The organism is Aeromonas sp. FDAARGOS 1417, from assembly GCF_019046985.1.
GTDB classification, from domain to species: Bacteria; Pseudomonadota; Gammaproteobacteria; order Enterobacterales; family Aeromonadaceae; genus Aeromonas; species Aeromonas veronii.
Genome location: NZ_CP077221.1, coordinates 3,855,101 through 3,879,528, shown reverse-complemented (window position 1 = coordinate 3,879,528; position 24,428 = coordinate 3,855,101). Strand labels below are relative to the sequence as shown.

Annotated in this window: 20 protein-coding genes; 8 read left to right on the top strand and 12 right to left on the bottom strand. The window is 58.5% G+C overall.

From position 1 onward, the window contains the following. The first annotated feature begins 15 nt into the window (after window positions 1-15). Together queG and ppgK are read left to right on the top strand one after the other, a co-directional pair. Window positions 16-1,170: a tRNA epoxyqueuosine(34) reductase QueG gene (queG, locus tag I6L47_RS17940; RefSeq protein ID WP_216948007.1), complete on the top strand. Its 1,155-nt coding sequence runs from the start codon at window positions 16-18 to the stop codon at window positions 1,168-1,170. Window positions 1,171-1,281: 111 nt separating this feature from the next. Further along, entirely contained in the window at window positions 1,282-2,022 is a 741-nt protein-coding gene (gene ppgK / locus I6L47_RS17935; RefSeq protein WP_005339062.1) for a polyphosphate--glucose phosphotransferase, read from the top strand. Window positions 2,023-2,126: 104 nt separating this feature from the next. Here the strand turns inward: ppgK and I6L47_RS17930 are convergent, their stop codons facing one another. After that, window positions 2,127-2,582, bottom strand: coding sequence for a hypothetical protein (locus I6L47_RS17930; RefSeq protein WP_216948006.1), 456 nt, complete (start codon window positions 2,580-2,582; stop codon window positions 2,127-2,129). 505 nt (window positions 2,583-3,087) lie between these two features. On the opposite strand from I6L47_RS17930, the gene metN reads away from it, so the two are divergent. From metN to rfaH, 4 genes are all read left to right on the top strand, one after another. Further along, window positions 3,088-4,131 (top strand): methionine ABC transporter ATP-binding protein MetN, encoded by a 1,044-nt coding sequence (metN, locus tag I6L47_RS17925; RefSeq protein ID WP_042080560.1) that lies wholly within the window; start codon window positions 3,088-3,090, stop codon window positions 4,129-4,131. After that, window positions 4,112-4,765, top strand: a complete 654-nt coding sequence (locus tag I6L47_RS17920) for a methionine ABC transporter permease (RefSeq protein ID WP_005339070.1) — start codon at window positions 4,112-4,114, stop codon at window positions 4,763-4,765. The genes metN and I6L47_RS17920 overlap by 20 nt, the downstream gene beginning before the upstream one ends. A 25-nt stretch (window positions 4,766-4,790) precedes the next feature. Beyond that, a complete protein-coding gene (gene metQ, locus I6L47_RS17915; RefSeq protein WP_005339072.1) occupies window positions 4,791-5,591 on the top strand; it encodes a methionine ABC transporter substrate-binding lipoprotein MetQ in 801 nt (266 codons plus the stop codon). A 96-nt stretch (window positions 5,592-5,687) separates the two neighbouring features. Further along, window positions 5,688-6,188, top strand: coding sequence for a transcription/translation regulatory transformer protein RfaH (gene rfaH, locus I6L47_RS17910; protein WP_216948005.1), 501 nt, complete (start codon window positions 5,688-5,690; stop codon window positions 6,186-6,188). A 59-nt stretch (window positions 6,189-6,247) separates the two neighbouring features. On the opposite strand, the gene I6L47_RS17905 is transcribed toward rfaH, so the two are convergent. The 6 genes from I6L47_RS17905 to arcB form a co-directional block, all read right to left on the bottom strand. Continuing rightward, window positions 6,248-8,224 (bottom strand): methyl-accepting chemotaxis protein, encoded by a 1,977-nt coding sequence (locus I6L47_RS17905; RefSeq protein ID WP_216948004.1) that lies wholly within the window; start codon window positions 8,222-8,224, stop codon window positions 6,248-6,250. 39 nt (window positions 8,225-8,263) lie between these two features. After that, complete coding sequence (locus I6L47_RS17900; RefSeq protein ID WP_216948003.1) at window positions 8,264-9,475, bottom strand: EAL domain-containing protein; 1,212 nt, start codon at window positions 9,473-9,475, stop codon at window positions 8,264-8,266. Continuing rightward, entirely contained in the window at window positions 9,456-13,697 is a 4,242-nt protein-coding gene (locus I6L47_RS17895; protein ID WP_216948002.1) for a transporter substrate-binding domain-containing protein, read from the bottom strand. Before I6L47_RS17895 ends, I6L47_RS17900 begins: the two co-directional genes overlap by 20 nt. A 223-nt stretch (window positions 13,698-13,920) precedes the next feature. Next, a complete protein-coding gene (locus I6L47_RS17890; RefSeq protein WP_167565963.1) occupies window positions 13,921-14,124 on the bottom strand; it encodes a hypothetical protein in 204 nt (67 codons plus the stop codon). 315 nt (window positions 14,125-14,439) lie between these two features. Next, window positions 14,440-15,804 carry a dGTPase gene (gene dgt, locus I6L47_RS17885; protein WP_216948001.1) on the bottom strand — a complete coding sequence of 455 codons (1,365 nt, stop codon included), beginning with the start codon at window positions 15,802-15,804 and terminating at the stop codon, window positions 14,440-14,442. 51 nt (window positions 15,805-15,855) lie between these two features. Further along, a complete protein-coding gene (arcB, locus tag I6L47_RS17880; RefSeq protein ID WP_216948000.1) occupies window positions 15,856-18,168 on the bottom strand; it encodes an aerobic respiration two-component sensor histidine kinase ArcB in 2,313 nt (770 codons plus the stop codon). A gap of 206 nt (window positions 18,169-18,374) precedes the next feature. Between arcB and I6L47_RS17875 the strand changes: the two genes are divergently transcribed. Continuing rightward, window positions 18,375-19,361, top strand: coding sequence for a DUF2860 family protein (locus I6L47_RS17875; RefSeq protein WP_019446216.1), 987 nt, complete (start codon window positions 18,375-18,377; stop codon window positions 19,359-19,361). A 67-nt stretch (window positions 19,362-19,428) separates the two neighbouring features. On the opposite strand, the gene I6L47_RS17870 is transcribed toward I6L47_RS17875, so the two are convergent. From I6L47_RS17870 to I6L47_RS17855, 4 genes are all read right to left on the bottom strand, one after another. After that, window positions 19,429-20,127 (bottom strand): DUF3334 family protein, encoded by a 699-nt coding sequence (locus I6L47_RS17870; protein ID WP_005339098.1) that lies wholly within the window; start codon window positions 20,125-20,127, stop codon window positions 19,429-19,431. A gap of 89 nt (window positions 20,128-20,216) precedes the next feature. Next, on the bottom strand, window positions 20,217-20,663 hold the full coding sequence (locus tag I6L47_RS17865) for an HIT domain-containing protein (RefSeq protein ID WP_005358267.1): 447 nt from the start codon (window positions 20,661-20,663) through the stop codon (window positions 20,217-20,219). Between the two features lie 73 nt (window positions 20,664-20,736). Beyond that, window positions 20,737-21,378, bottom strand: a complete 642-nt coding sequence (locus I6L47_RS17860) for a DUF2057 domain-containing protein (protein WP_216947999.1) — start codon at window positions 21,376-21,378, stop codon at window positions 20,737-20,739. A gap of 71 nt (window positions 21,379-21,449) precedes the next feature. Further along, the gene (locus I6L47_RS17855; protein ID WP_216949383.1) at window positions 21,450-22,349 is read right to left on the bottom strand and encodes a LysR family transcriptional regulator; all 900 of its coding nucleotides are present in this window, start codon (window positions 22,347-22,349) and stop codon (window positions 21,450-21,452) included. A 97-nt stretch (window positions 22,350-22,446) separates the two neighbouring features. Here I6L47_RS17855 and I6L47_RS17850 point away from each other — a divergent pair, with 97 nt between their 5' ends. Beyond that, the gene (locus I6L47_RS17850; protein ID WP_216947998.1) at window positions 22,447-23,049 is read left to right on the top strand and encodes a short chain dehydrogenase; all 603 of its coding nucleotides are present in this window, start codon (window positions 22,447-22,449) and stop codon (window positions 23,047-23,049) included. 129 nt (window positions 23,050-23,178) lie between these two features. Here I6L47_RS17850 and I6L47_RS17845 read toward each other — a convergent pair whose 3' ends face one another. Continuing rightward, the gene (locus tag I6L47_RS17845) at window positions 23,179-24,282 is read right to left on the bottom strand and encodes a phosphoribosylaminoimidazolesuccinocarboxamide synthase (protein WP_254204765.1); all 1,104 of its coding nucleotides are present in this window, start codon (window positions 24,280-24,282) and stop codon (window positions 23,179-23,181) included. Window positions 24,283-24,428 lie beyond the last annotated feature (146 nt).

The window sequence follows — 24,428 nt, the reverse complement described above, 5'->3', positions numbered from 1 at the left end:
GCCAGGCCAAGCCGCATGAGCGCACCTGACTTCCACCAGCTGGCCCACGATATCAAGCTCTGGGCACGGGAGCTAGGATTTGACCAGGCGGGCATCACCGACACCGACCTGCGTATCGAAGAGCCGAGATTGCAGGCCTGGCTGGATGCGGGCTATCACGGCAGCATGGATTACATGGCGCGCCACGGCATGATGCGCGCGCGCCCCCACGAGCTGCTGCCGGGCACGGTGCGGGTGTTGTCGGTGCGGATGAACTACCTGCCGTTCGAGGCAGGCTTTGCTGCCACCCTGCGCGATCCGACTCTGGGCTATATCAGCCGTTATGCTCTCGGTCGCGACTACCACAAGGTGCTGCGCAACCGTCTCAAACAGCTGGGTGATCGCATCGAAGCGCGCTGCGCCGAGCTGTTTCAAGGCACTGAAGAGGCCTTGGGTGAGTGGCGCCCCTTCGTCGACTCCGCCCCCATCCTCGAGCGGCCACTGGCAGCCAAGGCGGGCCTCGGCTGGGTTGGCAAACACTCACTGCTGCTCAACGAGTCGGCCGGCTCTTTCTTCTTTCTCGGCGAGCTGTTGCTCAACCTGCCGCTGCCGCTCGACCAGCCAGTGGAGAAGGAGCAGTGCGGCAAGTGCGTCGCCTGCATCAACATCTGCCCGACCGGCGCCATTGTCGCCCCCTATGTGGTGGATGGCCGCCGCTGCATCTCTTATCTCACCATCGAGAATGACGGCACCATCCCCGAGGAGCTCAGGCCCCTGATGGGCAACCGCATCTACGGCTGCGACGACTGCCAGCTTATCTGCCCCTGGAATCGCTACGCCGATGCCAGCCCGGAACCCGATTTTAGCCCCCGCCCAAGCCTGCACCGCCCGCCCCTGCTGGCGCTGTGGTGCTGGAGCGAGAGCGACTTTCTCAAGCAAACCGAAGGGAGCCCGATCCGCCGCATCGGTTACCAGCGCTGGCGCCGCAATCTGGCAGTCGCCCTTGGCAATGGCCCAGCGACCCCCGAGGTGATCGCGGCCCTGCAACTGGGGCTGACCACCGCCGAGCCCATGGTGGCCGAACATATCGAATGGGCGCTGGCCACCCTTGCCCGGCGTCAGGATGAAGAGAACAAGAAGACCCGTTTGCTGATCCGCTGCATCGAAAAAGGTCTGTCGGATCACGCATAAGTGATCTGCCCCTTGCCGGATTGCAGCACTTTTTTCATGCTCTGCCGACCTGCAGTGCCCATAACAGCGTGGTCACTGCAAACTGCTCGGCACACAACAAGGACAACACAGATGCATATGTTGGGAGTGGATATTGGAGGCTCAGGGATCAAGGGCTGTCTGGTCGATACCAAAACCGGCGAATTGATTGGCGAGCGCCATCGCATTGCCACACCGCAACCGGCCACCCCGGCCGCCATCGCCCATACCCTCAAGGCGCTGGTCGAACACTTCGACTGGAAAGGGCCGGTGGGCTGCGGCTTTCCCGCCACCATCCACAACGGGGTTGCCAAGAGTGCCGCCAACATCGACAAGAGCTGGATCGAAACCGATGCCGAGCATCTGTTTGCCGATGTCACCGGCAAGCCCTGCTATGTGCTGAATGATGCCGATGCCGCCGGTCTGGCCGAGATGCGCTTTGGCGCCGGCAAGGATCGCAAGGGGGTCATCATCCTCATCACGGTCGGCACCGGCATCGGCACCGCCATCTTCGTCAACGGCCATCTGCTGCCCAACACCGAGCTGGGCCATCTGATGCTGGAAGGAATGGTCGCCGAGCACTACTGCTCCGATGCGGCGCGCAAACGGGAAGATCTCTCCTGGAACCGCTGGGGCAAGCGTTTCAACAAGTATCTGGCGCGCCTCGAGTTTCTCTTCTCCCCCGACCTCTTCATTCTGGGGGGCGGCAGCGCAGCCAAGCTGGATAAGTTTGTCGATCGCATCGAGACCCGGGCGCCGCTTATTCCGGCGGCCAGCCTCAATCAGGCGGGCATTATCGGGGCCGCCCTCTACGCGGCCGAGCAGCAGGGCTAACCGACGCTCACTGCAAGTCAGCAGATACCAATGGAAAGGGCTCGGCACTGCTGCCGGGCCCTTTTGTTTTGCGGCCATCTTGCGTGTTTGGAGCTTATCACCCGTTACATGTCGTCGAATCGATGCACCCCGTGCACCAGCCGAGTCAGGCGGGTCTGCTCCAGCCCGGCCAGATTCTCGAGCAAAGCGGTGGTGGCCGGTGTCGGGCACTCCCGTGCCAGATGGCTCAGCTCGCCCACCAGCTGCTCTTCCCAGCGGCATACCTGAGTGACGATATCCTGGGTCTGGACTGATGCCGGCAGCTCGAAGCGGGTAATGGCAGGCAGCATGTCCTCGCTGAAACTCTGGTGCAGCCAGGTCTCCCTGACCGCCTCTCCCAGCTGAGCGGCATATTCGTGCAGATGGGCACTGGCCGCATCCTCACGCCCTTGCAGATAGACCAGCAACATCCGGCTCCGTTCGTTGTCCACCTGACTGGTCAAACGCCCGTAACAGAGCCCGAGCTGGTGATGAACCTGCTCAAGATAGTGCAGCAACTCTTTGATCTGTTGGAATCTCATCGCACAGCCCTCCATGCTTGTCGACATCATCAGTATAAAAAACCGGCGCCACCGACCCAATCCCTATCCGTGCCCCTCTTGCGCTGCATCAAGGTTGACGCCGACAAAGTGGCCGTCAGGTGATCCGGTCGCGAATAGGGAACGATTTGTGCAGCAATTTGTGTAACGATGTAGGAGCATTAAGCTCGACAGCAGATGTGAACAGAAACGGGCTGACACACTAATAAAACCAGCATTTACCCGGTATAAACCATCTTTAATTCGGTTATATGCCGCAGGGACGAAACAGGATCTGGAAGAGCAACAATACCATCCTGATCGTTATCCGCCTGACAGAAATCCTTATCACTTTTTTAGACGTCTAGACGTAAAAACATGCGTTGACATGGCCATCCAGACATCTTAGCATCATCCTCCATGATGACAGAGTAACCCAGTGGAACCTCTGCCCAATTTCCCCGCCTGTAGCGCCCTGTGCTTTAAGGCTGTTAGCACGGAAGAATCCATGATTAAGTTGATCGGTCTCAACAAAGTCTACGGTACAGGCAGTGACGCCGTGCACGCCCTGCGTGATGTGAGTCTGCATGTACCCCAAGGCAAAATTTTCGGGGTGATCGGTGCCTCCGGTGCCGGCAAGAGTACCCTCATTCGTTGTGTCAACCTGCTGGAGCGCCCGACAGAGGGTCAAGTCATCGTTGATGGCCAGGATCTGGTCGCCCTGAGCGAACGGGATCTGACCCAGGCTCGCCGCCAGATCGGGATGATTTTCCAGCACTTCAACCTGCTTGCCTCCCGTACCGTGTTTGCCAACATCGCCTTTCCGCTGGAGCTGGCAGGCTGGAGCAAAGAGAAGATCCAGCAACGGGTTGCCGAGCTGCTGGCGCTGGTCGGGCTGGAAGCCCGTGCCCATGCCTATCCGTCCGAGCTTTCCGGCGGTCAGAAACAGCGCGTCGCCATTGCCCGCGCACTGGCACCGGCCCCCAAGGTACTGCTGTGTGACGAGGCCACCTCTGCTCTCGACCCGCAGACCACCCGCTCGATCCTGACCCTGCTCAAGGAGATCAACGTCAAGCTGGGGCTCACCATCCTGCTCATCACCCACGAGATGGATGTGGTGAAAGGGATCTGTGACGAAGTGGCCATCATCAGCGACGGCCGTCTGATCGAACAGGGCGAAGTGGCCTGGTTCTTCAGCAACGCCAAGACCCAGCTGGCCCGTGACTTCATCCACTCCACCATCCATCTGGAGGTACCGCAGGAGTATCAGGATCGGATGAGCAGCGAGCGGGTGCCGGGCAGCTACCCGCTGGTGAAGCTTGGCTTTACCGGCAGCACGGTCGATACGCCGCTGATCTCCGAGGCGAGCCGCCGTTTCAATATCGACATCAGCATTCTGAGCGCAGACATCGAATACGCCGGTGGCGTCAAATTCGGTTTCCTGCTGGCCGAGCTGTTCGGGGATGAAGCCCAATGCGAGGCCACCCAGCAGTTCCTTATCGACAACCACATTCAGCTGGAGGTAATGGGTTATGTCCGAAGCCATGATTAATCTGCTCATCACGGCCCTGGGCGACACCCTGATCATGGTGTTTGCCTCCGCCCTGTTCGGCTGCCTGCTGGGTCTGCCGCTCGGCGTGGCACTGCATGTGACCAAGGCGGGCCAGATCCTGGCCAACCCCTTGCTCAACCGTACTCTGGGTATGGTGGTCAACGTGGGTCGCTCGGTGCCCTTTATCATCCTGCTGGTCGCCATCATTCCGCTAACCCGGCTGATTGTCGGCACCAGTATCGGCACCATCGCTGCCATCGTGCCGCTGACTGTCGGTTGCATCCCCTTCATCGCCCGTCTGGTGGAAGGGGCCCTGATGGAAGTGCCGGACGGCCTGCTGGAAGCGGCCAAGGCAATGGGCGCCAAGCCGTTGCAAATCATCACCAAGGTGCTGCTGCCCGAGGCCCTGCCCGGCATCCTCAACAGCGTCACCATTACCCTCGTCACTCTGGTGAACTACTCGGCCATGGCCGGGGCCATCGGTGGCGGCGGTCTGGGGGATGTGGGTATTCGTTATGGTTATCAGCGCTTTGACCCGACCGTCATGCTGGTGACCGTGGTTATCCTGGTAGTACTGGTTCAACTTATCCAGAGCGCGGGTGAGCGCCTGGTCAACAAATGTGATCATCGTTAATCGTCGATTTCTGACAGGAGGTTTTATGAAATTTGGCATCAAATCCGTTGCGGCTGCCCTGCTGGCTGGTCTGGTTCTGGCCGGTTGCGGTCAAAAAGAAGAGAGCAAGGTTCTGAAAGTGGGCGCTATTGCCGGCCCCGAGACCGAACTGGTTGAAGTGGCTGCCAAGGTCGCCAAAGAGAAATACGGTCTGACAGTCGAGGTGGTCAACTTCTCCGACTATGTCACCCCGAACGTGGCGCTGAACGATGGCAGCATCGACGTCAACGCCTTCCAGCACAAACCCTATCTGGATGCGCAGGTGCGTGATCGCGGCTTCAAGCTGGTGCCGGTTGGCAACACCTTCGTCTACCCGATCGCCGGTTACTCCAAGAAGATCAAGGCGCTGAGCGAGCTGCAAGATGGCGCCCAGATCGCGGTACCGAACGATCCGACCAACCTGGGCCGCTCCCTGATCCTGCTGGCCAAACAGGGTCTGATCACCCTGAAGGATGGTGCCGGTCTGGAAGCGACCGTACTGGATATCGCCAGCAACCCGCGTAACTTCAAGATTGTGGAACTGGAAGCAGCCCAACTGCCGCGCTCGCTGGAAGACGTGGACTTGGCCATCATCAACAACACCTTCGCCGGTCAGATTGGTCTGACCCCGACCGAGAACGGCCTGTTTGTTGAAGACAAAGAGTCCCCCTACGTCAACCTGATCGTCGCCCGTGACAACAACAAGGATGACGAGAAGGTCAAACAGTTCGTACAAGCTTTCCAGACCGATGATGTCTACAAGAAAGGGTTGGAGCTGTTCAAAGGCGGCTTGGTAAAAGGTTGGTAATTGCTCACTTGGCAAAAAAGGCCACGCAATGCGTGGCCTTTTTTATTGGCGCCGCTATCATATCCGCGAGCACGGCAACACGAACATACTCATAACATGAAAAAATGGTATCTGGCCTACTGCAAGCCAAAAGAAGAGGCCCGCGCCCGCGCCCACCTCGATGCCCAGGGTATCGAATCCTATTACCCCATGGTGGAGATCGAGAAGCTGCGCCGGGGCAAGCGAGTTCCGGTACGGGAACCCATGTTCCCCAACTATCTGTTTATCTTCGTTGATTTGGAAGAGGTGACACCGGTCACCCTGAAATCGACCCGCGGCATCAGCCGGATCATCCACTTTGGCAGTGAATGGACCCCCATCAGCTGCAAGCTGGTCTATCAGCTGATGAGTCGCGATGACAGCGATGAGGCGAGAGCCAGCTACGCCAGCCTGCCCTGCTCGGGCGACAAGGTGCTGATTGAAGAGGGGCCGCTTGCCGGCTTCGAAGCCATCTATATGGAGCCGGATGGAGAGAAACGGGCGATTTTGCTGGTCAGCCTGCTCAACCGGGAGACCACCAGCAGCTTCGACAACCACACCTTCAGACGTCTGGACTAAACCCACGGGCCAGACGGCCCGGTGAATGGCAATAGCAATGGCGGGATAATCCCGCCATCTCACGCATCAAGATCAAAGCGGGCGATGACCGCCTTCAGCTTGCCGGTATCACCAGCCAGTCTGGCTACGATCTCCTCCCCCTGCTGACTGCGCTGACAGGATTGCCGACTGAGCGCAGCAATGTCATCGACCGTCCCGGATACCTCGGCGGCCACCCGCGACTGCTGCTCGGTTGCCACCGAAATGGCCTCCAGCTGGCCCGACAGCGACTGCACCAGCTGGTTCATGGCACTCAGGGTATCGGTCACCAATCCAACTGCATCCCGCCCTTGCTCTACCAACCGGGTTCCGCTGCTGACGGTACTTACCGTCTGGCGAGTCTGCTGGGAGATGGCCGCAATAGTCTGGCTGATCTCGGCGGTTGATTGATGGGTGCGGGTCGCCAGCTGGCGTACCTCATCGGCTACCACCGCAAAACCGCACCCCTGCTCGCCTGCCCGCGCCGCTTCTATCGCCGCATTGAGTGCCAGCAGATTGGTCTGCTCCGCAATGGTGGCGATCACCTCGGTGATCTGCCCCACCTGTTCACTCTGATGCTCCAACAGCCCCATGGCCTCGTTGGCCTGCCCAATCATGATGGCAATCTGCTGCATGGTATCGCTCATTCGTGCCAGCGCGGCCTCTCCCTGACGGGTCTGCTGCCGCACCTGATGGGCTCCATCCGCCACACCGGCAATGTTGCCAGCCACATCACGAGCACTCACTGACATCTGATCGATAGCCGCCGCCACCGCATCGACCCGCTGATCCTGCTCCGTCAGATCCGCCACGATGGCTCTGGTAGTGCTGCCCACATCGAGACAGGCCACCTCGACCTGCCCCACTGCTCCCTGCAACTCCCCGACCAGATGATGTAACTGGGCAGACATCCGGTTGATGGAACCGGTCAACTCTCCCAACTCATCCTGCCCTGTGATTGGCAAGGGCTCAGCCGCCAGCCGGCCATCCGCAACCTGCCCCGCCCGGTTCACCAGACAGGCAATGTCACGGGTCAGACGGCGACTAAAGAACCAGGCGACCACCATGCCAAGCACGATGGCGCTGCCGGTAGCCAACAGCAGAGTCTGGTTGATGGCCCTCCCGGCTCCGGTCATCTGCGCCGAAATCTGATCCACCTCGGCACGGGTTTTCCCCACCTGCTGGACCAGCTGCTCGCTGAGGCTGGACTGCATCGGCTCGATGTCGGTGGCCATCAGGTAGTTTGCCTGATCCCAATCCGGCGCCTGGCGTTTCTCGATCACCTGCCCCACCAGCTCGGAGAAAGGGGTCGCCATCTCTTCAAACAGCTGCCAGAGGCTCTGCTGGGTGTCGGTAAAGAGCGCGGCTTGCTGCTTAACCTCAGCCACACGCTGCTGATGAAACTGGTAGTAATCCTGATACTTGCTGCGGTATTCGGGGTCGCCTGAGATGAGAAAATCCCGCAGGGCTGAGAGGGCGTTGGCGAGGCTGTTGTAGGCATCCCCCACCTGTTTGAGCAGCATGCGGCGATCGCCGGATAGTTGATCCTGCGGAGTGCCAACTTCTTCATTGGCAAAGGATTGCAACTGATCGAGCGCCGCCTCCGCCAACGGCCCCGCCTCTTGCAACATCAGGGTGTGAGCGGGCAGATTCTCTTCGCTCTGGGCGATGGTCCACACCTTCTCCTGATGGCTTTTGAAGGTCTCGAGAGACTTGGCGAGCGCCGGACTGAAGGCCTGATGGGCAATGGCCTGCCAGGCCGACTCCCACTCCTGCTTGAGGCGGGAAGCCTGAGCCGGATCCTTGCCGAGGATCAGATAGCCACGCAAGGCAGAAACGGTGGCCACCAGCGCCTTCTGGCTCGTTTCATCCCGCTGCAAAGCGGGCAGCGCCTGCTCCAGCAGGGTGTGTTGGGCCTGATTGATCTGGGTCAGCCGGTAATAGACCAGCGTGGAGGAGAGCAGGATCAGCAGGTTGATAAAACCGAAGCTGAGCAGCAACTTGCTTGAGATTTTCATGAACATCCTTGTTCAAACGGAGGGATCCAGCCAACAGAATCAGATAGATATCAGTGTAGGCAATCTATCTTGCCAAGTCCGGTGCCAATTAGCCAATTCACTGCGCGGCATCGGGCGGGCAGAGAAAAATCCCTGACAGAGGTCGCAACCGAGTTGGGCCAGCACTCGCCAGGTCGCCTCATCCTCTACCCCTTCCGCCACCGACTTCAGCCCCAGCTTGCGGGCCAACTCGATACTGGACTCGATGATAGCCAAACGTGACGGATCGGCATGGCAGCGATCGACGAAAGAGCGATCCAGCTTGAGTTCGGTGAACGGCAACAGTGCCAGCTGCTGCATCGAGGAGTAGCCGGTACCAAAATCATCGATGGAGAGGCCAAAACCATGCATCCTTAGCCGGGTCAGCACCTCCAGAGACTTGCCCAGATCCTGCACGAATGCGCTCTCGGTCACCTCGAGGGTGATGAGCTCAGGATTGATACTCCAGCGCTTGCACTGATCAATCAATAAGTTGCAAAGCTCCCCTTCAATGAGTGAGGTGGTGGAGAGGTTCATCGACAGATTGAGTGACAACCCGGTTTCCTCCCATAAATGGCCATCACTCAGAGATTTGCTGATGATCACCTCGGTCAACGGATCGATAAGCCCGTTGTGCTCCGCCAGCGAAATAAAACGCCCGGGAGGGATCAGGCCAAACTCGGGGTGTTGCCAGCGGGCCAACGCCTCCATCCCGACCCACTCGCCGGATGCAAAACTCACCTTAGGCTGATACCAGGGCAGCAGTTGATCTTGCTCGATCGCCCGACGCAACTCATCGAGTCCTATTCTGTGCCCCTCTTCCTCCCTGACGGGTTCCTGCTGGGGGGACCAAGCCTGGATAAGCCGCTGGAGCTGCTGCGGCGTTGAGGGTTTCTCTATGCGACCAAGCACCTGCAAGCCATAAGCGGTACTCATACGCAATACGGCTTCCACCACATCCCCCTCAAGCGCGCTGGAGAGGATAATGCCGCCCTGAAAACCACCCAGCGACAGGCGGCGCAACAGCGCCATGCCATCCATTCCGGGCATTCGCAGATCGCAAAACAGGATATCGACGTTGTGTTGCTGGCTAAGCGCCAACGCCTCGATACCATCAACCGCTTCCAGCAGATTCTGGTAACCCAGGCTGCGGATCTGGTGCAGCAGCGCCTTGCGCTGAAATCCATGGTCTTCCACGACCATGATGACCAACTCATGTTGTGCTTTTTTCATCGAGCCATAATCCAATGTCGTAGGCAATCGCCGTCATCAACCTCTGCACTGTGCTGACCAGATCGTCGAGCTCGTCGAGCCGCTTCAATCGCGCAGCCGATTCCAGCATGGCAGCTTGGCTGGCAAGCCCCTCCAACCCGACCATTCGGGCAGCCCCCTTGATCCGGTGGGCGGTCTCAACCAAAGCGCTGGCATCATGACAAATCAGCGCTGCCATCATGGCCTCGCCATCCTGCCGGTTGGAATCGAGATACTCCACCGCCATGGCTCGCGCGGTCAGCTCGTCACCAAATAGCGCCAACCAGCGCTCAGCCTGCATGCCTGTAGCCCCATCAACGGGCGCAACCGCGCTTCTGGTTGGCGTCCTCTCTGCCAGCCAATGGGCCAGCATCTGGCGCAAGACATCCAGCGGGTAGGGCTTCAGTAACATGTCACTCATGCCTGCCTCTACCATACGAGCACTCGCCTCTTCCGACGTATCTGCCGTTACCCCTATGATGGGGGCCGTCACTCCCGCAGCCCGCAGCGCCTTGGTCAGGGCATAACCATCCATCACCGGCATATGGCAATCAGTCAGCAGCATAGAGAATTGCTGTCCCTGCCAGGCCCGCAGAGCCTTCTCGCCATCTTCCACGACCTGAGCCTCGATACCAAGAATGGCCAACTGCCGTGCCAGCAAGGCACGATTGACCGGATGATCATCGGCCACCAATACTTTGCCACCCAGCTTCTCTGCAAGCGCAGGGAGGATTGGTGTGACCCGCTCCTGTAGCAATTCGTGGCAACTCTCCAGCAGAAGATCCGGATAGAGAGGAGATAGACCCAGGCGCCACCATTTCTGTTCACCAATCCGCCCCCGTAACGCCTCATCGGGTGACGCTATGATCCCCTTCAGCGCAGAGTGTTGCAGCCAGCTTTGCCATTCCCCTCCCAGCGCTTGCTCAAGCCACCGTTGATCGGCCAACAGCAACCCTTCCAGTGAGCGACTGAGCTCACTGGCCCCCAAGTACCTGAGCTTGGCCCCCTGCCGTACCATGGCCGCTTCAAGGTTGGTGTCATCGCTGAAAAACCACCATTCTGTATCAGCCAGAGCAGGGGGATCCCACTGCGGATTGGTTAGCGGCACGGTAAAGCGGAAGCTGGAGCCCTCCCCTGCCTTGCTGGTCAGTGTCAGTGCCCCCCCCATTTTGCATACCAGCTGCTCACAGATTGCCAACCCCAAGCCGGTGCCACCAAAACGACGGTTGATATCTGACTCCACCTGCTCAAAAGGCGTGAACAGCAGCGCCTGCTTCTCTTCGGCGATCCCGATACCGGTGTCACTGACACTGATGGTCAGTTGCTCGCTCAGGTAGCTGACCTGGATAGTAATCCCCCCTTGTTCGGTAAACTTCACCGCATTATTGAGCAGGTTGGAGATGACCTGACCGATACGCACCCCATCGATGTCGGCCCAATCCGGCACATGATGCTCCCACTCCAGCACCACGTTGAGCCCCTTGTTATGAGCCAGTGCCGCGTGGCCACGAATGGCATCGCAGATCACCGTTTGCAACCGGCAGCTCTGGTAATTCAACTGCAACTGACCCGCTTCTATCTTGGAAAAATCGAGGATGTCATTGACCAGATAGAGCAGGTTATTGGTCGAGGTGACCACATTGCGCACCATAAAACGCTGGTCGTCGTTGAGCTCGCTCATTTGCAGCAATTCGAGCATGCCATGCATGCCTGAAATGGGTGTTCGTAGTTCATGGCTCATGGTTGCCAAAAAGCGGCTGCGAGCCTGCATCGCCTGCTCGGCATAGGCGCGAGCTTCGCGCAGCTCATATTCCTGTTGCTTGAGGGCAGTGATGTCCTGAATCACCCCGTTAAGGATCAGTGCCTGCTGCTCCTGTCTGACAAAGTTGCCACGCACTTGCAGATAGCGATCTCCATCAGGTTGCTCCACCTTGACCTCCAGATCGAGGGGCGCCAGAGTCTCGGCATGATTGGCCACCTTGCTGACAAAATCCTGGAGCGCCTCTTCGGTAAAGCCGAACACCTCACCACCCGATTCGGCATTGAACAGATCCTGCCGGGAAGCCCCGAGGATCTCGCTGGCCCCCTGAGAAGCATACAAAAACCGCCCCTTGCCGGGTCCTTGCCACAAATACTGATAGACCACCCCAGGCATGCTGTCGGTAATCTGGGTAAGGCGATTTTCAGCCTGACGGGCGCGCTCCTCCGCCTCTTTGATCCGGCTGACATCGGTCAGTACTGTCAACACCCCCAGCATATTGCCATCGGGATCGCGATAAGGACGTTTGGCATAGATAACATGGCAGGGCGTACCATCAGCTCGCAGGTTGCTCCCTGCCCCCTCCAGATCCTGTCCGGTCTGCCACACCCGGCGCTCTTCTTCCAACACACTGTTTCTGAGTGTCTCGGGCATGTTTTGGAGCTCCTCACTGCTACTGCCAGCACCGAGAAAAGCATCGCGATAGGCCTGATTGCACAAGGTGATCCGCTGCTCGCTATCACGTAGCGCCACCATGGTTGGCAGTGAGTTGAGCAAGGTCTGCACAAACAGCAACTGTTCATTCAGCTTGTCCTCTGCGATTTTCCGCTGCGCAATCTGGCGACGCAAACTGCGAGCCCAGAACATCACCAGCAAACCGCTGACGAGCAAGGCGCCCCCCCCTATGGCCAACCATTTGTAAATCAGGGTGTAATCAGACTCGATATTGACCGACACATTGAGCCAGCGTCGTTCCAGCAGTTGCCACTCCTCATCCGTGATGGTCAGCAGCAACTTGTCCATGATGCGGAGCAACTCGGGCTGAGCATTATCGACGGCCATACTGATAGGTACGGAAAATTCGGGGGAGCTCAGCACCACCTTATACTTCTCATTGAAACCCTTCATTGCCTGCTGTCCCAGATTGGTCATGGTCAACAGCACATATTCAGCTCGCCCTGTGTCGAGCAAGGTCAGTAAATCGGCATCTTTGCCTACTTCGATAATATTGGCGCCCAGCGAGTGAATGAGAGAGGCTTCATAAGAGCCCGTTACACCACCAATCAGACGCCCTTTCAGCTCGACCAACGACTTCAGCGGGCGAGCACCGTGTCTGGCTACGACATAGCTGTCGAACTTCAGATAGGAGGAGGTAAAAGAGGCAAAGGACTGACGATCCTTGAGCGGTGTCATCAAGGGAATAAGGTCCACTTTATGCTCTTTCAGCAGTTTAAGTGACTCTTGCCAAGTATTTGTCGACGCCAGCTCAAAGCGGATCCCGGAGCGCAGACTCAGTAACTTCATCAGGTCTGCCGTATAGCCATGCAATTCACCTTCGTCATCGATTTCGCTGATGCCGGCAAATCCGGGGGCAACGGCGAACTTGATGACCTTGTTTCTCTGCTTCAGCCAACTAGCCTCATCTGGTTCCAGCAACAGACCTGCGTTGGCGCGTTCATTTTTCTGATGCAACCGTAATCGTGAGTCTGCAACGGGTATCCGTTGATATGCCAGCCAAAGCTTCTCGCTCAGCTCTGGCTGGCGGGAGCTGGTCGCCATCGTCAGCGTGCTGCCAGAAAGCCACCCAGGAGCGACAACCCCCATTGATGCAGGCATTCTCTCCATCTTGAGGGAAACAATGGGTTCCAAATCAAGATATGCATCGACAGCGCCCAGCTTGACCATATAGGTCGCCTCGTCACGGCTCTCAAGCTCAGTTACATCAGAGATCCCCAAACGATCCAACTCAGTGCAACTGCCAAACCCGCGAATACAGACCCAGCGTAACTTGCGCGCCTGCTCCAGGGTCAATCGCTGATCCGGGGTATGCATTAAAATGGAGCGAGCATAAGAACCGATACTGCCAATAGGGTTTATCCCCTTCAATTCAAGAGCATTACGTTCGACCCCGATTAATGCATCGATCTGGCCGCCTTGGAGAGCAATCTGGGCATCCACGTAGGAGTTGTAGGGGATATAACGCAATGACACGCCCATTTCTGCTGCAATGCGCGAGGCCAGCTCCTTGAGCGGACCGACATAACGCTGGTTGGGGAGTTGATAGATGAAAGGGAGATAGCCGCCACGGGGAACCCCGATCAGCAGCTCCTTGTGTGCGGAGATTTCGTTGCTTGTGCTCTCATCTTGCGGTTGGGGGGCCGCAACAGCCAACATGCCCGAAAGCAACAGCAAAATGGGAAGAAAAAGCTGACGAAAGAGTGGCATAAGGTCTTGTCCTGATAAGTAAAACAGATACGGCTGCCACCTCTAATCTTGCAGATCATGACGACGCAAGGCGAGAAAACAATCACAGCTGTTACAAAGAGGGCAGAGAGAATAATACTGAGTCACCAACATGTGAACCTGGAATCAACCGTAAGATGGAAAAATGGCAGGCATGCAGCCTGCCATTTCACTAGCGAGGGGGATCTTATTCTCCCCCTCGCGATCAGGTTATTCGATTCCCGAGGCGGAAGCCGGTTTGATACTCCCGCTCGCGAACGAGGGCGATTTGACCCTGATATCCTTCCAGCCCGATATCCCTGAGCAGGGCGGGTGACAGATTGACCTGCACGAGACGACGCTCGACCCAGGCAATCCTTCTCTGGACCAGGGATTCAACACTGCGCAGTAAAACCAGTTCGATAGACATGAAATTCTCCAGTTGAACATGCGGTTCTCCCGGAGAAAGTGGATATCACCCTGCGGGACGAACCGCGGGTGATAAAAAGACAGGGGTTACCTGTTTACGCCACGCGGTAAAAGAGCACGAGATTTCACGCCGCACGCAGTGCCGCGAGAGAATGCAATATTGAGCATCAGATGTTGCATATTCGTCTCCTTACCGGATAAAAGTTGAACAGGTTGCAGAAGTCTAAAAAATATCCGAATTTAAAACAAGCCTCTTGCGACTCCTTTTTAAACGTTTTTACGGTATTTTATGCTGTCCGAAGGGGAGCTTGGGGCATCAGATCCCCGAGAGTAGCCGGTACTCCTCCAGCACGTAGGTATCCGTCATGCCGCTGACATAATCGAGCAGCAACCGCACCCGGTAATACCACTCCTGCTCGTTCTGGCAGGCAAAACGCGGATCCGGGGTGGCGATCGCCAATCGATAGGCCTTGAGATGGCGGGCCGAGAGGCGGTGATAGAGGCGGCGCGCAAAGAAAAGCGCCTGACTCCCCTCCCCGGCCAGCAGACGGGCAAACTGTGGCGCTGGCAGCGCCAACAGGCAGGCATAACTGGTCAGCACCCCGCGCAGCGCCGCATACCCCTCCAGCTCGAGGGCCTCTACTTCGGGGCGCATAAAGACCAGCTCGCGGGCCACCCGCTTTAGGATATCGAGCACCCGCGCCGCCGGCGCCTGACCGTGCAGCAGCGCTTGCGGATAGGAGCCCTGCAAAATGGCCTGATGTTCGCTGACATAGCTCTGCGCCGCCAGCGCCACCAGATCCCGGGTCAGTTGCTGGCGAAAATGGGGGAAAAAGCCCCGACCAGAAGCCAGCGCCTCATCCAGCAAGGTGCCCATGTAGTCACTCTGGTCAGCGGCCCGCAGTGCCGCCAGCAGTTCACTCTTAGTCAGGATCCGCCGATCTACCGCATCTTCCAGATCGGCGATGCAGTAGGAGATGTCATCGGCCGCCTCCATGATGTAGACCAACGGATGACGGCAGCCCGGGGCCAATCCCAGGCTCTGACCGAGGGCGCGGTAGAGCGGCTGCTCACTGAAGAAGATGCCCCGCTTGCTGCTCCAGCCATGATGCTGGCCATAGCTCACCCCAGGTTGCGGCTGCTGCGGGTATTTGCAGAGCGCCGCCAGTTGTCCGAGTGTCAGGTTGAGCTCGTGCAAGCTGTGCACCAGCCGCAGACTCTGGGCGTTGCCATCAAACAGTTGCAGATCCTGACGCAATTCAGCCCACTGGGCCGAAGGTGGCTGCGCCAGCGCCTGCTGATAGAGGGGATCGAGCATCTCGCCGAGCCACTGGCTCATCACCTGCTCGCCAAAGTGGCCGAACGGCGCGTTGCCCACGTCATGAAGCAGGCAGGACATCTCCACCAGATTGATAAAAGCCCCTTCACAGACCATCCCGGCAGGCAAGGCGGCCAGAATACAACGGCTGATCTGGCGACCGGTCTCCTGTACTTCAAGCGAGTGAGTGAGACGGCTGCGCACCGAGGCCTTCACATCGAGCGGAAAAACCTGGGTCTTCTGCTGCAACCGGCGCACCGGTGCGGCCTGCACGATACGGGCGCGATCCTGCTCGGTCGCCTCCAGCAGATCCTCGTCCCCCCAGGGGTGGATGCGCGCAGGGGTAATCAAACGGCTATACATCTCGCAGCTCCTTGCCAGCAACTTCCATCAGACTCAAGACAACCTCCAGCATCAAGACAGCAACCAGCGCCGCAGACGGGCGATATCGCCCGGATATTCCCGGCGCAGCGTCTCAATCCAGTCTTCCACGTTTTCCCACCAAGCGGGGTGATCCGGGCTCTGGATCAGCTGGGCCGTCTGCTGCAGACGGCGCAGGCCGATGGAGCCTGCCGCCCCTTTTATCTTGTGTGCCTCTTCCACCACCCCCGCTTGATCCTTGGCAATCATGTTGGAGTCGAGCACTGCCATGTAGTCCGGCATCATCTTCTCGAACAGATCAACGCTGGAGAGCAGCACCGGCTTGCCCACGGTATCGGCGTAATCGGTGAGGAAAGGGATATCCAGCAGGGCATCCTGATTGCCCGCATCAGCCTGCTCGTCCGCTTCATCCTCGGCCAGATCGGCAAACAGGTGGCCAATCACCTCCCGCACCGCTTTGGAGCCAAGCGGCTTGTTAATCACATCCTGCATGCCGTGATCCCGGTAGTACTGGCGATCACCGGTGGAGTTGGCGGTGAGTGCCACCATGGGTGGCAGGCTGTCGCCATAACGCTCCAGCAGGGTTTGCGCCACATCGAAGCCGGTCATGTCCGGCAGCTGGATATCGAGCAAAATGAGGTCGAAATCATCCGGGTTGGCCATCGCCAACGCCTGGGTGCCGTCCCGTGCCACCTGCACCTGATGACCCAACTTGCCCAGCAGGGCGCAGGCCACCGTCACGTTGAGCTCCACATCCTCCACCAGCAGGATATCGAGGGAGGGCATCTCCTCCTCCTGCTCTGGCAACACAGGCTCGGCGCAAGCCACTTCCAGCTCGGCGGTGAAGCAGGAACCTTCGCCCGGATCGCTATCCACATAGAGCTGCCCGCCCATCGCCTGAACCAGCTGACGGGAGACCGCGAGGCCAATGCCGGTGCCGGTGGCGTGCTTCTTGCCCTGCACCTGATAGTACATGGCGAAGATCTTCTCCTGCTGGGCGCGCGGGATACCGATACCGGTATCCTCCACCTCGAAGTGCAGGGCCAGCTTGCCCGGCTCATCGGCGGGATGGGAGAGACAGCGCACGGTGACCCCCCCCTCATCGGTAAACTTGACCGCGTTGCCCACCAGATTCCACAGCACCTGACGCAGGCGGGTGCCGTCAGCCATCACAAATTGCGGCATGTCACCATCCCGATCGAAATGGAGATAGAGCCCCTTCTGCTCCGCCTGAATGCGCGACAGGGTCTCCAGCTCGTCGAGGAAGGCAGGCAGATCGATACGGGTTGGTGCAATTTCGAGGCGACGACGATCCAGTTTGTCCAAGTCGATGATGTCGTTGAAGATATTGCCAAGGGTCACCGCACTCAGGTGAATGGTCTTGAGCTGCTGGTGCTGCTTGGGATCGAGGGGGGTATCCATCAGCATCCGGCTTAAGCCCACGATGCCGTTGAGCGGGGTGCGCAACTCGTGGCTGATGGTGGAGATAAAGGTGGTCTTGTCGCGGCTCGCCTTCTCCAGCTTGTCCTGATACTGCTTGCGCTCGGTGATGTCGCGGCCAAAACCGAGCAAGCCGAGTCGCTTACCGAAGCGGTCGAAGAAGGGCACCTTGCGCAACTCGAAGTAGGCCTTGCGGCCATCGGGATACTCCAGCCACTGCTCGTAGGTGAGCGGCTCGTTGCTGGCAAAAACCTGCTTGTCGGTCTCTACCACCTTGTTGGCAATCTCCTGCTTGTAGACATCGAACGGGGTCAGACCGATCAGCTCGGCCTCCACCTTGCCGGTCAGCTCCTCCATGGCGCGGTTGCAACCGGAAAACTGCTCGTCCTCGTTGCGGTAGTAGACCAGATCAGGGGAGCAGTCGATAAAGGAGCGCAGCAGCGCGGTGCGCTCCCCCAGATGAAGCTGGGCTTTCTCTCGCTGGAACACCTCGTTCTCGAGATCCTCGATGGCCTGCAGACGCAGGCTCTCGGCCCGGTTGGTCTCGGCAATCTGGGCGTTGAGGCGGCTGATGTTCTCCTGCAGCTGGGTATTGAGCTCCAGATCCCGCTCACGCATATCTTGCAGCTTGCGCACCATACGGCTCAGTCGCTGACGAGAATCCTCCAGCTGATCCACCACGATGGAGAGAAAATAGACCGCCCAGGGAGTCACCAGCAGGCCAAAGAAGACCGAGCGAACGAAGTCGATCACATCGATGTTGCCGCGCAGGAACAGGGTCACCCCCATCTGGATGGCGACCGCCAGCACGATAATGCCCGCCGCCAGGAACATGCTAAAGCGCACCAGTCCCAGCTTGGTCATCAGATCGACATAATATTGCGCCCAGGATTTAATCTGTTTCATCTTATTGTTTTCCCCCGATATTCGCGGTACAGAATACCAGCACAACCGAGTGAACTCTTCTTAATCTCGCACAATTAATTAACGATTCGCCGAATGAAATGAGTGGGTTAGGATAATTGGCAATATTGAGTCAGTTGCCATTAAGGTTTTTTCTTTATACTCACCGGCCGAAAAAATTCACCACCATTTAATTTAGGAGTTATCCGATGCGCAACACCACCTTGCTGGGCCTGGGCCTGCTGGTCGCAAATAGTGCTTATGCTGATTTGGGTGAAATTCCCAAGGAGTCTGGCTGGTCCGGTTTCCTGCTCGGCGGGGTCAGTGTCATCAATTACGAATCGAATTTTTATAGCGGTGATGATGAAAACCGCCGCCTGAGCGGACTGGGCAGTGCCGAGAGCAGCTCCGCCGTTGCCCCGCTGCTCAACGCCGATATCCGCTACACCTTTGCCGATACCCGCACCCAGGTCTTCCTCGGTAACCTGATCCAGGATGCCATCCGTTTCGACTTCACCCAGCAGCTCGGTATCCGTCAGGAGATGAGCGACAAGGGCATCGTAGCTGGCTCCGTGGTCTTTAATGCCATGCCGACCGAGCAATGGAGCGATCCCTTCGCGGTGGGTGTCGACCGTCAGTCGACCGATATCAAGTCAAAAGGGGTTCGCTTCGCCTGGGACAGCATCTGGGGTAGCAACTTCAATGGTAGCCTGACCACCCGCAACATCGAGGTGGATGAGGAGCGCAGCGGCAGCCAGTACGGCGCCGATACAGCAGCCAAACTGGATCGCAACGGCAAGATCCACGCCCTCGACCTCTCCTACAAATGGCAGCTGGCACCCGGTCAGATGCTGGAGCCAGCCTTTATCTACCGCCAAGCGGATCTGGATGGCAGCGCCCAAAGCTACAAGAGCAACGGCCTCCAGTTGACCTACGGCATGCGCGCTTCCCAGTGGTCTTTCGTCAGCAACGCCTATCTGGGCCAGACCAAATATGATGAGGCCAACCCGATCTTTGGCCAAAACGCCGACTCCGACGAGTTTGCCCTGACCGGTACCTTCTTCTGGCACCGCCTGTTCGGTATTGCGCCGCTCTCCGCAACCTTTACCGCTGGCTATGCCAAGTCCGATTCCGACATCAACTTCTACGATTCTGAATCCGTGATGTTCAACACCGGCCTGCTCTACAACTTCTAACAACGGTTGTGCGCACCGATACAACAAGGCCACCCGAAGGTGGCCTTGTTGCTATCCGGCATTTGCCTCAAATACCCAGAGAGTCGAGTAGATCGTCGTGATCGTTGGCGACCGGGGCCGCAGCCTGAGCCGGCTTGGCGGCATCCTGCTTTGCCTGGGCAATCAGCGCATCGGGATCCAGCTCCTCGTGCTCCATCCCCTCATTGTGGATGCGGATGAACTCGGTTTTGTCCATCGCCAGCTCCAGATAGAAGATGTTGTTGCGGGCGGTGAAGAAGGTGACGCGGCGGGACTCCGGGCTGTCGAGATTGGTATCGACGCTCAGCATCACCTGCTTGTTTAGCGCCAGCATCTTCGGCTGGTTCTGGGTGATGTGGGTCTGCAGATCCCGGCCCACCTTGACGGTGAAGCTACCGACGATCTGGTTCATCAGCTCGCCCATCACGTTGCTCACCTCGTCAGAGGTGTGGGAGATGGCGAGATCCTCCTTGGAGAGCCCCATGCTCAGCATGTAGCTCTCGTACAGCTCCATGGCGGCGGCGGCGGAGAAGTTGATCACCACCAGACCGGAAAAACCGCCATCGAACAGCACGAAACAGCCGATATCCGGCTTGAGGCAGGTCTTGCTGATCCGCTGCACCATGCCGGAAAAGCGCACCTGACTCATGGTCGCGGCACTCAAAACGTCCGTCACCGAGTTGCACAGGCTGAGCAGCACATCCTCTGTGGTCAATACGGCATCGTCATCGGATCTTGTCACTATCATGGGACCTTCCTGAACATCGAAAATGGGCTTATCTATACCATAACTCTAACAGATGGCGCGGCCCGGAGACTGAAATAGCGACACGCCTCTCAGTTGACTCCGTTATCAGCAGCCACAGGGGTGAAACCGCTCAGCTTGGCGAGCCGGGCACGCCATATATCGGCCTGCTGGGCCAAAACTTGTGGCTCATAAGGCACGACCGGATGAGCACCCCAGATGGGGCCTGGCCAGGCGCGATCCGTCGCAAAGCGGGCTACATGGTGAAGGTGGAGTTGCGGCACCAGATTGCCCAGCGCTCCGATGTTGATCTTGTCCGGGCTGAGGGCCTGCTCCATCAGGGCGGCGACGGCGCAGGACTCCTGCATCAGCTGTTGCTGCTGCTCCGGCGCCAGATGGTGAATTTCCCGCAGGTTGGCTACTCGCGGTACCAGGATCAGCCAGGGATACTGGCTGTCTTTGGCCAGCAAGACACGGCAGAGGGGCAGATCCCCGAGCCACCGGGTATCTGCCTGCAGGCGTGAATGCAATTCAAACATGAAAACCTCGTTGAGTACGATGAACAGAGCGCCTGAAAAAGGAGTGTCCACGTTACTGCAACGGGCAGAAAACTTAAAGCTGTGGGACCGCCCAACCGATAAAGCGCTTGCGCAGGGCCGGATCGGCCTGGAGGAACAGCTGCTGCAACTGCCCTTCCAGCTCGCTGGCTGCCACAACGGGTTGAGCACCACCAGCGGCCGTGGCCGTTGGCTGCGTAGCAACGGCGCCAACCGTCAGCGCCGCCTTGCCGCCGCTGCGGTTGTATTCAGCCAGTTTGCCGTTCCAATCCACCCCAAGCAGCATGCCGCTGGTCACCAGTGCGTCCTGCTGGATGGCAAGCGCGCGGCCATTCTCCTGCAACGCCACCACAGGAGCCTTGGCATAGGCCTGCATCCCCTGCTCGTCTCCCGGTACACTGGCCGTCAGCTGCAAATGCTGATTGCTGCCCTGATAGCGCACCACCTGCGGCTCGGAGCGTACCTGCCGATCATTCTCGCTGCTGCTGCGACTGGGGATCACCCCCTCGAAGCGCACCAGCAGTTGCTGCTCGCCATCCGCCAGGGTGGCATGCTGCTCGTCCTGCAAGGTACCGTTGCTCACCGCGAGGATGCGGAAATTCTCCGGCACCTTCACTTCCACCATGGCCTGCACACTGCCAGCCCCCAACACTGCACAGAGCAGCACAAAACCGGTCAACCCTCTATTACTCTTCATTCCCGCTGATCTTCCTGATGCCGATGATGGGCGCAGGGTAGCAGCCGAAGATGACAGAAAAATAACGCCGCTCAGAGCAGGTAGTGGGGTCGCTCGGCAAACCACTGGGCCAGCACCTGCTTGAACAACCGGATCTTGCGTGGCACCCGTCGCTGCTGGGCATGCAGCACATGGAGCTGATGCAGCCCGCTCTGCCACTCATCTAGCACGGACACCAGCTCCCCCGCCGTCAGCAGCGATTCCACCAGCATCAGCGGGCACTTGGCATAGCCCATACCGGCGCGCGCCAGTTGCAACACTGTGCTGTAGTGGTTGGCTCGCACCTTGCCCTGCACCAGAATGTGGGCCTCCTCCCCCTCACGGATAAAGTGCCACTGCTCCCAGGCCGGATTGTGCCCCTGCAACAGGCAGCTGCGCCCGCTCAGCTCATAGGGAGTGGCAGGATACCCCTCTCGCGCCACCAGCGCGGGGCTGGCCACCACCACATCCTTGAGCCGCCCCAGCGGCAGGGCCACCAGATTGTCCGGCACCTCGCTCATGGCGCGCAGGGCGATGTCGTTTTCTCCCTGACTCATGTCGACCATCTGGTTGGTGAAATTGAGTTCCACCTCCACTCCCGGGCAGAGCGCGGCAAAGCTGGTCAGCAGTTCGCTCACCATGCGGTCGCCGGTGCTGACCGGGCAGGTAAAGCGCAGTCGTCCGCAATCCTCTTCGGTCAGCGCCTGAATATCCTGCTCCGCCTGCCGAGCCAGCGCGAAGATCTCCCCCGCCTGCTGATAGAGGGTCTTGCCCGCCTCGGTCAGACTGAGGCGGCGGGTGGTGCGCTGCAACAGTTGTGCATTGAGGGAGGTCTCCAGCGCGCTGACATGGCGGCTCAGCATCCCCTTGCTGACCCCCAGCGTATCGGCAGCAGCCGAGAAACTGCCGCGCAGCACCACCTCGTAAAAGCTGGCCAGATGGGCGATATCCATCATTAGCTCCAATATGGAAACAATGGGTTTATTTTACGCGCTTTTTCGCATTTTCTGTTGCGCTAGAATCGATACATCCCAACCAGGAGTGATGCAGATGAAAATTGTGATTATGGGTGCCTCCGGCACCGTCGGCTCCGCTGTCAGTGAACTGCTTGCCAAAGATCATCAGGTGATCCGGGTCGGCCACAGCCGTGGTGATGCCACGGTCGATATGCGCGATCCCGCCTCCATCAAGGCGCTGTTTGCCCAAGTAGGCCAGTTTGATGCGCTGGTGGTGGCCAGCGGCAGCGTGGCCTTCAACGGCCTGACCGAGATGACCGACGAGCAGTGGCAGGTGGGACTGGAGAGCAAGCTGATGGGCCAGATCAACCTGACCCGAGCCGCCATTCCCTATCTGACTGACAAGGGTTCCATCACTTTGATCAGCGGTATTCTGAGCGAGGAGCCGATCAACTGGGGCGTGAGCGCCAGCACCGTCAACGGCGCCATCGATCACTTTGTGAAAGCGGCCGCCTGCGAGCTGCCAAGGGGCATTCGCATCAACGTGGTGAGCCCCACCGTGCTGGCGGAGTCGATGGACAAATACGCCGACTTCTTCCCGGGGTTCGTGCCGGTGCCAGCCGCCAAGGTGGCGCAGGCTTACAAGAAGTCGGTGTTGGGCATCCAGACCGGTCAGGTGTTCAGAGTCAACGGCTGATCGCCGCTCGCTTGCCGCCAGACCAGCAATAAAAACGGGCCCCGTAGCGGGGCCCGTCTGTTTCTCTGCCTATATCCCTCACTATCAGCAAACGTTTGTTTGTTGACGACAAAAAAAAGAGAGCAACCCTTAGTCGATCAGACCGTACTGATCGCGCAGCACCTCGATGATCTCCAGCTTGGGATTGGCAGAACGCGCCAGCTTGTGGCCGATGATCTTCTCGGCGATCCCGACATAGGTGTTGGAGATATCCATCATCACTTCGGTCGGCAGCTTGTTGTCGCGAGCAAGGGCAAAACGTTCCGGCATGCGGTTCTTGTTAAGCAGGATGTCCGGATCCGGGAAGTGGTTGAGCAGCCACTGACGGAAACCCTCTTTGGACTTCTCGACAATCTGGCCGTCGCGCAGGGCGGCGCCATCCCAGATACGGGAGCTGTCGGGGGTGCCCACTTCGTCCATGTAGATCAGCTTTTCGTTGCCGGCGGCATCGTGGACGTAACCAAACTCGAACTTGGTATCGACGAAGATCTGATCCAGCCCGGCCAGCGCGTCGCTGATGACGTTGAAGCCCTCTTTGAGCAGCACTTCGTAACGGTCGATGTCGGCCGGTTTGCTGAAGTTAAAGCCTTTATAATGGCGCTCGATATCAGCACGGGAGACGTTGACATCATCGGCTTCCGGCACGCCATCCAGCCCTGTCAGCACGCCCTTGGTGGACGGAGTGATGAGAATTTCCGGCAGCTTCTGATCCTTTTTCAGCCCTTCCGGCAGGGTGATGCCGCAGAACTCGCGCTCGCCATCCTTGTACGCACGCCACATGGAGCCGGTGATGTATTGGCGAGCAATCGCCTCGATCATCACCGGACGGGCTTTTTGCACGATCCAGACGAAGGGGTGCGGAATATCCAGAATGTGGCTGTCGGCCAGTCCCTTCTCCTTGAACAGCTTGAACCAGTGGCTGGAGATGGCGTTGAGCGCCGCCCCTTTGCCCGGCACGCCGTTCAGGCCATCCACACCTTGCCAGATGCAATCGAAGGCCGAGATGCGATCGCTGATCACCATGAGGGCGAGAGGCGCATCGGCCGGCACATCATAGCCTTTCTCTTTTATGAGCCGGGCACTGTCTTCGGGGGTCAACCAGTAGACGCTGCGCACTTTGCCGGAATGGACAGGTTTATCGGTACGGATCGGCAAATCGTCATTCACCGCCAATACTTGATCTGCAAGACTCATAGCTAATAACACTTCCTGTTTGTGGGGGGTAAACATCGCGAGTTCCTCACCTGAGCGCTCTGTTTGCAACGGGCTGGCAAGGGGGCTCGCATCATCGAAAACCGCTCGGAATCCCCGCGTTTTCAGGGGGATTCAGATAACAAAAC

Bases quoted from the DNA above. Each gene is read 5' to 3' on its own strand.
- I6L47_RS17930 (WP_216948006.1), bottom strand. From the start codon at position 2,582: ATGAGATTCCAACAGATCAAAGAGTTGCTGCACTATCTTGAGCAGGTT.
- I6L47_RS17860 (WP_216947999.1), bottom strand. From the start codon at position 21,378: ATGAAGAGTAATAGAGGGTTGACCGGTTTTGTGCTGCTCTGTGCAGTG.
- I6L47_RS17845 (WP_254204765.1), bottom strand. From the start codon at position 24,282: ATGAGTCTTGCAGATCAAGTATTGGCGGTGAATGACGATTTGCCGATC.
- I6L47_RS17890 (WP_167565963.1), bottom strand. From the start codon at position 14,124: ATGTCTATCGAACTGGTTTTACTGCGCAGTGTTGAATCCCTGGTCCAG.
- ppgK (WP_005339062.1), top strand. From the start codon at position 1,282: ATGCATATGTTGGGAGTGGATATTGGAGGCTCAGGGATCAAGGGCTGT.
- dgt (WP_216948001.1), bottom strand. From the start codon at position 15,804: ATGTATAGCCGTTTGATTACCCCTGCGCGCATCCACCCCTGGGGGGAC.
- queG (WP_216948007.1), top strand. From the start codon at position 16: ATGAGCGCACCTGACTTCCACCAGCTGGCCCACGATATCAAGCTCTGG.
- I6L47_RS17855 (WP_216949383.1), bottom strand. From the start codon at position 22,349: ATGGATATCGCCCATCTGGCCAGCTTTTACGAGGTGGTGCTGCGCGGC.
- I6L47_RS17900 (WP_216948003.1), bottom strand. From the start codon at position 9,475: ATGAAAAAAGCACAACATGAGTTGGTCATCATGGTCGTGGAAGACCAT.
- I6L47_RS17865 (WP_005358267.1), bottom strand. From the start codon at position 20,663: ATGTTTGAATTGCATTCACGCCTGCAGGCAGATACCCGGTGGCTCGGG.
- I6L47_RS17870 (WP_005339098.1), bottom strand. From the start codon at position 20,127: ATGATAGTGACAAGATCCGATGACGATGCCGTATTGACCACAGAGGAT.
- metN (WP_042080560.1), top strand. From the start codon at position 3,088: ATGATTAAGTTGATCGGTCTCAACAAAGTCTACGGTACAGGCAGTGAC.
- I6L47_RS17875 (WP_019446216.1), top strand. From the start codon at position 18,375: ATGCGCAACACCACCTTGCTGGGCCTGGGCCTGCTGGTCGCAAATAGT.
- metQ (WP_005339072.1), top strand. From the start codon at position 4,791: ATGAAATTTGGCATCAAATCCGTTGCGGCTGCCCTGCTGGCTGGTCTG.
- I6L47_RS17905 (WP_216948004.1), bottom strand. From the start codon at position 8,224: ATGAAAATCTCAAGCAAGTTGCTGCTCAGCTTCGGTTTTATCAACCTG.
- I6L47_RS17920 (WP_005339070.1), top strand. From the start codon at position 4,112: ATGTCCGAAGCCATGATTAATCTGCTCATCACGGCCCTGGGCGACACC.
- rfaH (WP_216948005.1), top strand. From the start codon at position 5,688: ATGAAAAAATGGTATCTGGCCTACTGCAAGCCAAAAGAAGAGGCCCGC.
- I6L47_RS17895 (WP_216948002.1), bottom strand. From the start codon at position 13,697: ATGCCACTCTTTCGTCAGCTTTTTCTTCCCATTTTGCTGTTGCTTTCG.
- arcB (WP_216948000.1), bottom strand. From the start codon at position 18,168: ATGAAACAGATTAAATCCTGGGCGCAATATTATGTCGATCTGATGACC.
- I6L47_RS17850 (WP_216947998.1), top strand. From the start codon at position 22,447: ATGAAAATTGTGATTATGGGTGCCTCCGGCACCGTCGGCTCCGCTGTC.